Here is a 7925-nt window from a genome sequence, read left to right on the forward strand (position 1 = left end):
GGACGGCCCGGCGCGCCTAGTGCGGCCGGGCCACCCCCACCCGGATCAGAACGTGAGCACCCCGCGCGCGACCCGCCCGTGGTGGGCGTCGTCCACGGCCTTGGCGAAGTCCTCCACCGGGTAGACCTCGGTCACCAGCTCGTCCAGCAGCAGCTTCCCCTGCCGGTACAGCTCGGCGTACAGGGCGATGTCGCGCTGCGGGCGCGAGGACCCGTACCGGCAGCCCATGATCGTCTTGTCCAGGTACATGGAGGACACCAGGAAGGACGCCTCCTCCTTGAAGCCCGGCACCCCGAGCAGCACCGCCTGCCCGTGCCGGTCGAGGAGGTCGACCGCCTGCCGGACGAGCTTGACGTTGCCCACGCACTCGAAGGCGTGGTCCGCGCCCGTCGGCAGGACCTCCCGGACCGCCGCCGAGGTGTCGGGCACGGCCGAGGCGTCCACGAAGTGGGTGGCGCCGAACTGCCGGGCCACCGCCTCCTTCGCCGGGTTCGCGTCCACCGCGACGATGACCGCCGCGCCCGCGATCCGGGCGCCCTGGATGACGTTCAGCCCGATCCCGCCGGTGCCGATCACCACGACGGTCTCGCCGAGGCCCACCTTCGCCCGGTTCAGCACCGCGCCCACGCCGGTGAGCACCCCGCAGCCGATCAGCGCGGCCGAGGTCAGCGGGATGTCGTCGGGGATCTTCACCGCCTGTACGGCCTTGACGAGGGTCCGCTCCGCGAACGCCGAGTTGGAGGCGAACTGGAACAGCGGCTGCCCGGCCCGCGAGAAGGGCCGGTCCGGCATCCCGATCGCCTTGCGGCACATCGTCGGCCGGCCCCGGTCGCAGTCCGCGCACGCCCCGCAGTTGGCGAGGGTGGACAGCGACACGTGGTCACCGGGCGCCACGTGCGTCACCCCCGCCCCGACCGCCTCGACCACCCCGGCACCCTCGTGCCCGAGCACCACCGGCGGCGGGAACGGGATCGTCCCGTCGATCACCGACAGGTCGCTGTGGCACAGCCCGGCCGCCGCTATCGCGACCAGCACCTCCCCCGGCCCCGGATCCCGGATCTCCAGGTCCCCGACCACCTGGGCCTGCTTGCCGTCGAACACGACGCCTCTCACCTGGGCTCCTTAGGCAGGCCGAGCACCCGCTCGGCGATGATGTTCCGCTGGATCTCGTCCGAGCCGCCGTAGATCGTGTCGGCCCGGGTGAACAGGAACAGGCGCTGCTCCTCGTCGAGCCCGATTTCGTACGGGTCCCCCTGCGCCCAGAGCCCCGGCCCGGCTGCCGCGACCGCGCCCCGCACCTGGACGGCCAGCTCCCCGAGCCGCCGGTGCCACCCGCCCCACAGCAGCTTCGCCACGCTGGGCGCGCCGGGGTCGCCCGCCGCCCCGAGGGTGCGCAAGGCGTTCCAGCGCATGGTGCGCAGCTCCGCCCACTGCCGTACGAGGCGTTCGCGCAGGACCGGGTCCGGGGCGCCCGAAGCCGCGTACGCCTTGACCACGCGCTCCAGTTCGGCGGCGAAGCCGATCTGCTGGACGAGCGTGGAGACGCCCCGCTCCAGGGCGAGCAGGCCCATGGCGACGGCCCAGCCCCCGCCCTCGCCGCCGACGACCTCGGAGGCGACGGCCCCGTCGAAGAAGACCTCGTTGAACTCCGACGTCCCGGACATCTGCCGGATCGGGCGGATCTCGACGCGGCCCGGCTGGTCCATGCGCACGAGGAGGAAGGACAGCCCCCGGTGGCGGCGGGAGCCGGCTTCGGTGCGGGCCAGGACGAAGCACCAGTCGGCCTCGCGGGCCAGGGAGGTCCAGATCTTCTGCCCGGTGACGCGCAGCAGCCCGTCGGCGGTATCGCGTACGGCGGTCGTACGGACGCCCGCGAGGTCGGATCCGGCGTCCGGTTCGCTGTAGCCCTGGCACCACAGCTCCTCGCCGCGGGCGATCGGTGGCAGGTAGCGGTCCTTCTGCTCGCGGCTGCCGTAGGCGATCAGGGTGGGCGCGAGGAGGTTCTCCCCGATGTGCCCGACCCGGGCGGGGGCGCGCAGCGCCGCGTACTCCTCGGCCCACACGACCTGCCCGGTGAGGGAGAGCCGCCGGTTGCCGTAGCCCTCCTCCCGCCAGCCCTGGCCGATCCAGCCGCCGCGGCCCAGCTCCCGTTCCCAGTCGCGGCGGGCCTCGACGCCCTCGTGCTCGCTGCCCGGTCCGCCGAGGCCGGCCGCCTGCGCGTACGGGCCGACGAGGTGCCCGGTGAGCCATGCGCGGGCCCGGGCGCGCAGTTCCTCGTCCTCGGCCCCGAAGCTGAAGTCCACCACGTGCCCCCTCAGGCGTTGGGCCGGTCCTTGGCAGCGGCGGCCTTGGCCATGGCTTCGAGCTGGGCGAGCATCGGCATCGGGTCGGTGCCGACGGTCCCGGGAAGGAAGTCGGCGATCTTCTCGGGGGTCCAGGCGCCCTCGGCGTAGCCGGCGCGGAGCTCGCGCGGCTGGGCCCAGACGGCGATCTTGGGGCCGGCGATCGTATAGACCTGCCCGGTGATGTTCTCGGCCCTGGCGCGGTCGCTGAGGAGGTAGGTGACGAGCGCGGCGACGTCCTCGGGGTCGCCGATCTCCTTGAGCTCCATCGGCACGTTGGCGGACATCCGGGTCCGGGCGACGGGCGCGACGGCGTTGGCGGTGACGCCGTACTTGTTGAGGCCGAGGGCGGCGCTGCGGACGAGGGAGATGATCCCGCCCTTGGCGGCGCTGTAGTTGGCCTGGGCGACGGATCCGGTGTGGTTGCCGCTGGTGAAGCCGATGAGCGTGCCGGAGCCCTGGCGGCGCATGACGGCGGAGGCGGCGCGGAAGACGGTGAACGTGCCCTTGAGGTGGGTGGCGACGACGGGGTCCCACTCCTCCTCGGACATGTTGAACAGCATCCGCTCGCGCAGGATCCCCGCGACGCAGACGACGCCGTCGACGCGCCCGTACTCGGCGAGGGCGGTGTCCACGATGCGCTGGCCGCCGGCCATGGTGGAGATGTCATCGGCCACGGCGACGGCCTCGCCGCCGGCGGCCTGGATCTCCTTGACCACGTTCTCCGCGATCTCGCTGGTGGGCTCGCCGCCCTCGATGCCGACCCCGTAGTCGTTGACGACGACCTTGGCGCCCTCGGCGGCGGCGGCGAGCGCCACCGCCCGGCCGATGCCCCGGCCCGCGCCGGTGACGGCGACCACCTTCCCTGCCAAGAAGTTCCCCACGGCCGACCCCTTCCCGTGTTTTCTGACGGACCGTTAGATTCTATGACCAGTCAGATCCCTTCACACAAGCCCTGAGCCCTAGGAGCTGATGGCCGGTGACCCTCCCTCCCGAGTTCCACGAGATCGCCAAGCGCGTCAACAACTGGGGCCGCTGGGGCGCCGACGACGAGATCGGCACCCTGAACCTGATCACCGACGAGGTGGTGCGGGGCGCCGCCGCGGAGATCCGCACGGGCCGCCGGATCCCGCTGGCCCTCCCCCTCAGGGAGGACGGCGTCCAGGCGGGCCTGATCCCGGGACGGATCAACCCCCTGCACACGATGGTGCAGATCAACCAGGAGCTCTTCGGCCCGGGAACGGTGGCGTGCAGCGACGACGCCGTGACGATGGGCCTCCAGTCGGCCACCCACTGGGACGCCCTCACGCACGTCTCGCACTCGGGCCGCATCTACAACGGCCGCCCGGCCTCGACCATCACCGCGCACGGGCGCTCGGAGTTCAGCGGCATCGACAAGGCCCGGCACATCGTCTCCCGCGGGGTCCTGCTGGACGTGGCCCGCGCCAAGGGCCTGGACCGCCTCCCGGGGGACCACGCGGTCACCCCCGGGGACCTGGCGGAGGCGGAGGAGTTCGGCCGCGTCACGGTACGGGCGGGCGACGTGGTCCTCGTACGCACCGGCCAGATCCGGGCCTACCTGGCGGGCGACAAGCACGGCTACGGATTCCCGTCCCCCGGCCTCTCCGTCCACACCCCGGAGTGGTTCCACGCACGGGACGTCGCGGCCGTCGCGAACGACACCCTGACCTTCGAGATCTTCCCGCCGGAGATCGAGAACCTCTGGCTGCCGGTGCACGCGCTGGACCTGGTCGAGATGGGCATGCACCAGGGCCAGAACTGGAACCTGGAGGAACTGTCCACAGCCTGTGCGGAAACCGGCCGGTACTCCTTCCTCCTCTCGGCGATGCCGGAACCCTTCGTCGGCGGCACCGGCACCCCGGTGGCCCCGGTGGCGGTCCTCTGAGGGGTCAGGCGGGGCCAACGGGCCGGTGGCGGCGTCGCTCTGCCGCCGTGCGGCGCGACCCGGCTCGTCGGCCTCGACGCCGGGGCGACCACCGTGACGGTGACGGGCGGCGACGGCCCCACGACGTCCCGGATCGCCAGCTCGACCGGAAGCGTCGAGGACGACGGCAAGGAGTTGGATGCACGCCCCCCGCCACCCTCCACCGCAGGGCTTCGACAAAACCCCCCAACGGCCGGGCGCGCAGGCCCCGTCGGCCACCTCTCCCTTCACCCGGATCCGCCCAGCGCCGCACTGCCGGCGAACCGCTCCCGCCCCATCACGCCACGCCACCGAATCCGCAACGGACGGTGACGAAGCACCCCGCCCGGCCAGCGGGAACGATGCGTGAACCACGCATCAGTTCGGTAACTCCCGAGACCCCTGAGGCCCACACATAGCCGAGGTATCGCGACAAGAGCCGCAACCCGGCTGATTCATCCCTTTCACGCCCGGCCGTGACTTCGGAACGATGAGTCACGCGACTCAGCGGCCGCCGCCACGAGCAGCGACCGCCCGGCTGCCGTAGCAGAAGAGGGGAACACCCATGTCACCGCGCAAGATCCTCGCGACGATGACCGCCACCGCGGCCCTGTTGGCGGGCCCGGTACTGACCGCCGAAGCCTCCACCTCCGCCGCCTTCTCCCAGCAGACCACCGCCGCCGGACTCACGGCCGCGCAGACGACCGAGCTCCAGCAGCAGGTGGACGCGTTCCTCGCGTCGGAGCCGGGGGCCCGCCAGGTCTCCGCGAACAGGCTGTCCACCGCCGGCGGCAGCGTGGTCCTGCGGGCCCCGGGCCAGACCGATACCCGCGACCTCGCCTCTCCGGACACGGCGCTGGCCTGTAACAACGGCCACCTGTGCATCACGGACGGCAACGGCAACAACTACGACTACTACCGCTGCGGCTACTACGACTTCAACGGCGTCGGCAACGGCACGTTCAACAACAACCAGACCTCCGGCACCCGGGCCCGCTTCTACAACAGCGACAACAGCGAGCGCTGGTCCCACGTGGCGAAGGGCACGGGCACCGCGTCCTGGACCCCCGTCTACCACATCCGCCCCTGCTGACGCGCTCCACTGGCGAGGCCGCCCGACACCCGCCCCGCGGGGCCGGGCGGCCTCATTCCCTTGCCGCCGCGAAGCTGAACCACACCACCTTGACGCAGTCCCCCTGAGCCACGGCCGCCCAGTCGTCGGCGGTGGCGGCGACGAGCGCGAGCCCCCGCCCGTGGGTGGCCATCACCCCGGCCCCTTTTCCGTCCGGCCACCGCTCGGGCGCGCAGTCGTACACGTAGACGGTGACCCGCCCCCCGAGCAGGGCCACCTCGACGGCGATCTCGGGGGTGTCGGTATGCCGGTGCGCGTTGGTCACCACCTCGGACACGCAGAGCCGAGCCCGCTCCCCCACTTCGCCGCCACACCCGGCACTCCGCAGCACGGACACCACCCAGTCCCGGGCGACCTTGACGGCCTCGGCCCGGCTGGGCGCGACCATCCGGTAGGTGAGGCCCTCTGCCAGAGCGGGCCTGTCATGTCGCAATGCACTCGCGTTCATCGTGGTCGTCTCCCAACGCTGTACGAGTTCGCGCCGCCTGCGCCGTGCGTGGCAGTGGCCGCCCCCAGGTGACGCGCCCAAGGAGCGTGTCAGCGGCTGCACTTCGCTCTTACTGACGCGCAACGCGATGTCACGAGGAACGTAGGGGCAACCTTGCACCGGTGCAAGGTTGTTCGCGGAACTCCACCCGGCCGGTGGACCCGTGGCAGGCTTACCGGCAGACTCGTGCCAGAGAGGGGGAGGGGACACATGCCGCCGAGGGACAACCCGACCGCACGACAGGCCCGACTTGGCGCCGAGTTGCGAAAGCTGCGCGAGGCCGCGGGCACGACAGCCCGACAAGCCGCCGGTCTGCTGTCGGTCGACCAGGCGAAGATCAGCCACATCGAGGCGGGCCGTCTCGGCATCAGCGAGGAGCGGATCAGGCGACTCGCCACCTTCTACTCGTGCGACGACGAGTCACTCATCGACGCCCTGTGCACCATCTCCAGGGAGCATCGTGGGCAGTACTGGTTTGACGAATATCGGGGCATCCTTGCCCCCGGGTTCCTGGACATCGCCGAGCTTGAGTACCACGCGATAGCCCTCCGCTCCACGCAGAGCATGACGCTGCCCGGCCTCTTCCAGACGGAGAACTACGCCCGCGCGCTCTTCTCCGGCGTCACACCCAAGCTTCCCGCCGACGAGGTCGAGGCACGCGTCGAACACCGCATGCGGCGCGTCGCACTCCTCGACCGGGCGGACCCGCCGCCGTTCGACGCGATCATCCACGAAGCCGCGCTGCGCATGCGGTTCGGCGGCCGCGCCGTCGCGCGCGAGCAGCTCGAACACCTCCTGGCGATGTCCACCCGCGCTGCGGTGACCGTTCGCGTCATCCCGTTCACCAGCGAGGACTTCATCGAGGTGACACAGCCGGTGCTCTACGCCTGCGGCGTCGTCCCCCAACTGGACACCGTCCAGATCGACAGCGCCTTCGGCGGCCGGTTCCTGGACGCCGACGCCGAACTGCGCAAGTACCGCGCGCTGTTCGAGATCGCGGAGAAAGCCGCCCTCGACCCGGAAGGGTCCCGACAGATCATCCACCACATCGCACGAGAACTGTGAGAGACAGCGGCATGAGCGCATCCACCAGGTGGCAGAAGTCCTCCTTCTCCGGAGGTAACGGCGAGAACTGCATCGAGGTCGGCCAGCAGGCCGGCAGCATCGTGATGCGCGAGAGCGACGACCCGGGTCACGTCATCACGACCAGCCGGGCCAAGCTCGCCGCCTTCATCCAGGGCGTCAAGGCAGGCGAGTTCGACCACCTCGTGAGCTGACCGCCTCCCGGGACACCCACGCCCCCGCCGACTAGGCGGGGGCGTTCGCACGCCCACTGCCTGACATACATGCACCGGTGCACACTTGCTACCCACCCCTGGGTAGCGATATGGTCACGCTCCGCTTCAATCGGTGGCTGCGGCCATCCCAACGGGCCGCAGCAACACGGAAGTTCAGGACGGAGGGCTCATGCCCCAGCCGGATCCATGCCCGCCCCCGCAGGGGGCAAGGTTGCAATCCCCCCTGGACCACACGGTGGCAATCCGCACCGGATATTGGTTCGAGGCCCTCTGCTACCGCGACGCCCGCGACCGGCCCCCCGAACTCCTCCACCGCGCCATGCTGGACACCCCCGAAGAGGCCGTCCGCCTGATCCTCCTCCAGATCCGCACCGCGCACCCCTTCGCCCTCTCCCCCACGGAAGTGCACCGCGCCCTGAACTGGGCCGAAGGCAACGGCCGCATCAACGCCCTCGCCGCCCTCCACCGCGGCGAAACCGCCGGATTCAGCATCGTCCTGCGCGGCGGCCTACGCCCCGAATGGCGCGTCCGACCCGTCGACTACCTCTCCCTCACCGCAACCCCCACGGGAACCATTCGCATTTGCGTTCGCGTCACTTGACGAGTAGACAGGGATGCTCGCGAACACAGCTCGATTTCGGGGGACGGGGCAGAAGTGACCGACCACGTACCGATCAATCCGTGCACGATTCCGCAGTTCACGGGTGACCTGGACGCGTTGGAGCAGGACCACGCGGCGATC

9 protein-coding genes are annotated in these 7925 nt (G+C 71.1%); 5 read left to right on the forward strand and 4 right to left on the reverse strand.

The window, feature by feature from the left end; translation table 11 throughout:
• Positions 1-45 precede the first annotated feature (45 nt).
• From ACZ597_RS29710 to ACZ597_RS29720, 3 genes are read right to left on the reverse strand one after another with little or no spacing between them, the layout of a single operon-like run.
• Complete coding sequence (locus ACZ597_RS29710) at positions 46-1113, reverse strand: Zn-dependent alcohol dehydrogenase (RefSeq protein WP_471336442.1); 1068 nt, start codon at positions 1111-1113, stop codon at positions 46-48.
• Positions 1110-2303: an acyl-CoA dehydrogenase family protein gene (locus ACZ597_RS29715; protein ID WP_471336445.1), complete on the reverse strand. Its 1194-nt coding sequence runs from the start codon at positions 2301-2303 to the stop codon at positions 1110-1112. The genes ACZ597_RS29710 and ACZ597_RS29715 overlap by 4 nt, the downstream gene beginning before the upstream one ends.
• 11 nt (positions 2304-2314) lie before the next feature.
• Complete coding sequence (locus ACZ597_RS29720; protein ID WP_471336448.1) at positions 2315-3226, reverse strand: SDR family NAD(P)-dependent oxidoreductase; 912 nt, start codon at positions 3224-3226, stop codon at positions 2315-2317.
• Between the two features lie 95 nt (positions 3227-3321).
• Here ACZ597_RS29720 and ACZ597_RS29725 point away from each other — a divergent pair, with 95 nt between their 5' ends.
• On the forward strand, positions 3322-4248 hold the full coding sequence (locus ACZ597_RS29725) for a cyclase family protein (RefSeq protein WP_471336451.1): 927 nt from the start codon (positions 3322-3324) through the stop codon (positions 4246-4248).
• A 583-nt stretch (positions 4249-4831) separates the two neighbouring features.
• Positions 4832-5359 carry a hypothetical protein gene (locus ACZ597_RS29730; protein WP_471336454.1) on the forward strand — a complete coding sequence of 176 codons (528 nt, stop codon included), beginning with the start codon at positions 4832-4834 and terminating at the stop codon, positions 5357-5359.
• Between the two features lie 52 nt (positions 5360-5411).
• On the opposite strand, the gene ACZ597_RS29735 is transcribed toward ACZ597_RS29730, so the two are convergent.
• Positions 5412-5846 (reverse strand): ATP-binding protein, encoded by a 435-nt coding sequence (locus tag ACZ597_RS29735; protein WP_471336457.1) that lies wholly within the window; start codon positions 5844-5846, stop codon positions 5412-5414.
• 249 nt (positions 5847-6095) lie between these two features.
• On the opposite strand from ACZ597_RS29735, the gene ACZ597_RS29740 reads away from it, so the two are divergent.
• From ACZ597_RS29740 to ACZ597_RS29750, 3 genes are all read left to right on the forward strand, one after another.
• Positions 6096-6950 carry a helix-turn-helix domain-containing protein gene (locus ACZ597_RS29740; RefSeq protein ID WP_471336460.1) on the forward strand — a complete coding sequence of 285 codons (855 nt, stop codon included), beginning with the start codon at positions 6096-6098 and terminating at the stop codon, positions 6948-6950.
• Between the two features lie 11 nt (positions 6951-6961).
• Entirely contained in the window at positions 6962-7162 is a 201-nt protein-coding gene (locus ACZ597_RS29745) for a DUF397 domain-containing protein (RefSeq protein WP_471336463.1), read from the forward strand.
• A gap of 256 nt (positions 7163-7418) precedes the next feature.
• Positions 7419-7784, forward strand: a complete 366-nt coding sequence (locus ACZ597_RS29750) for a hypothetical protein (protein ID WP_471336466.1) — start codon at positions 7419-7421, stop codon at positions 7782-7784.
• Positions 7785-7925 lie beyond the last annotated feature (141 nt).

Source organism: Streptomyces sp. NPDC040718, from assembly GCF_055593565.1.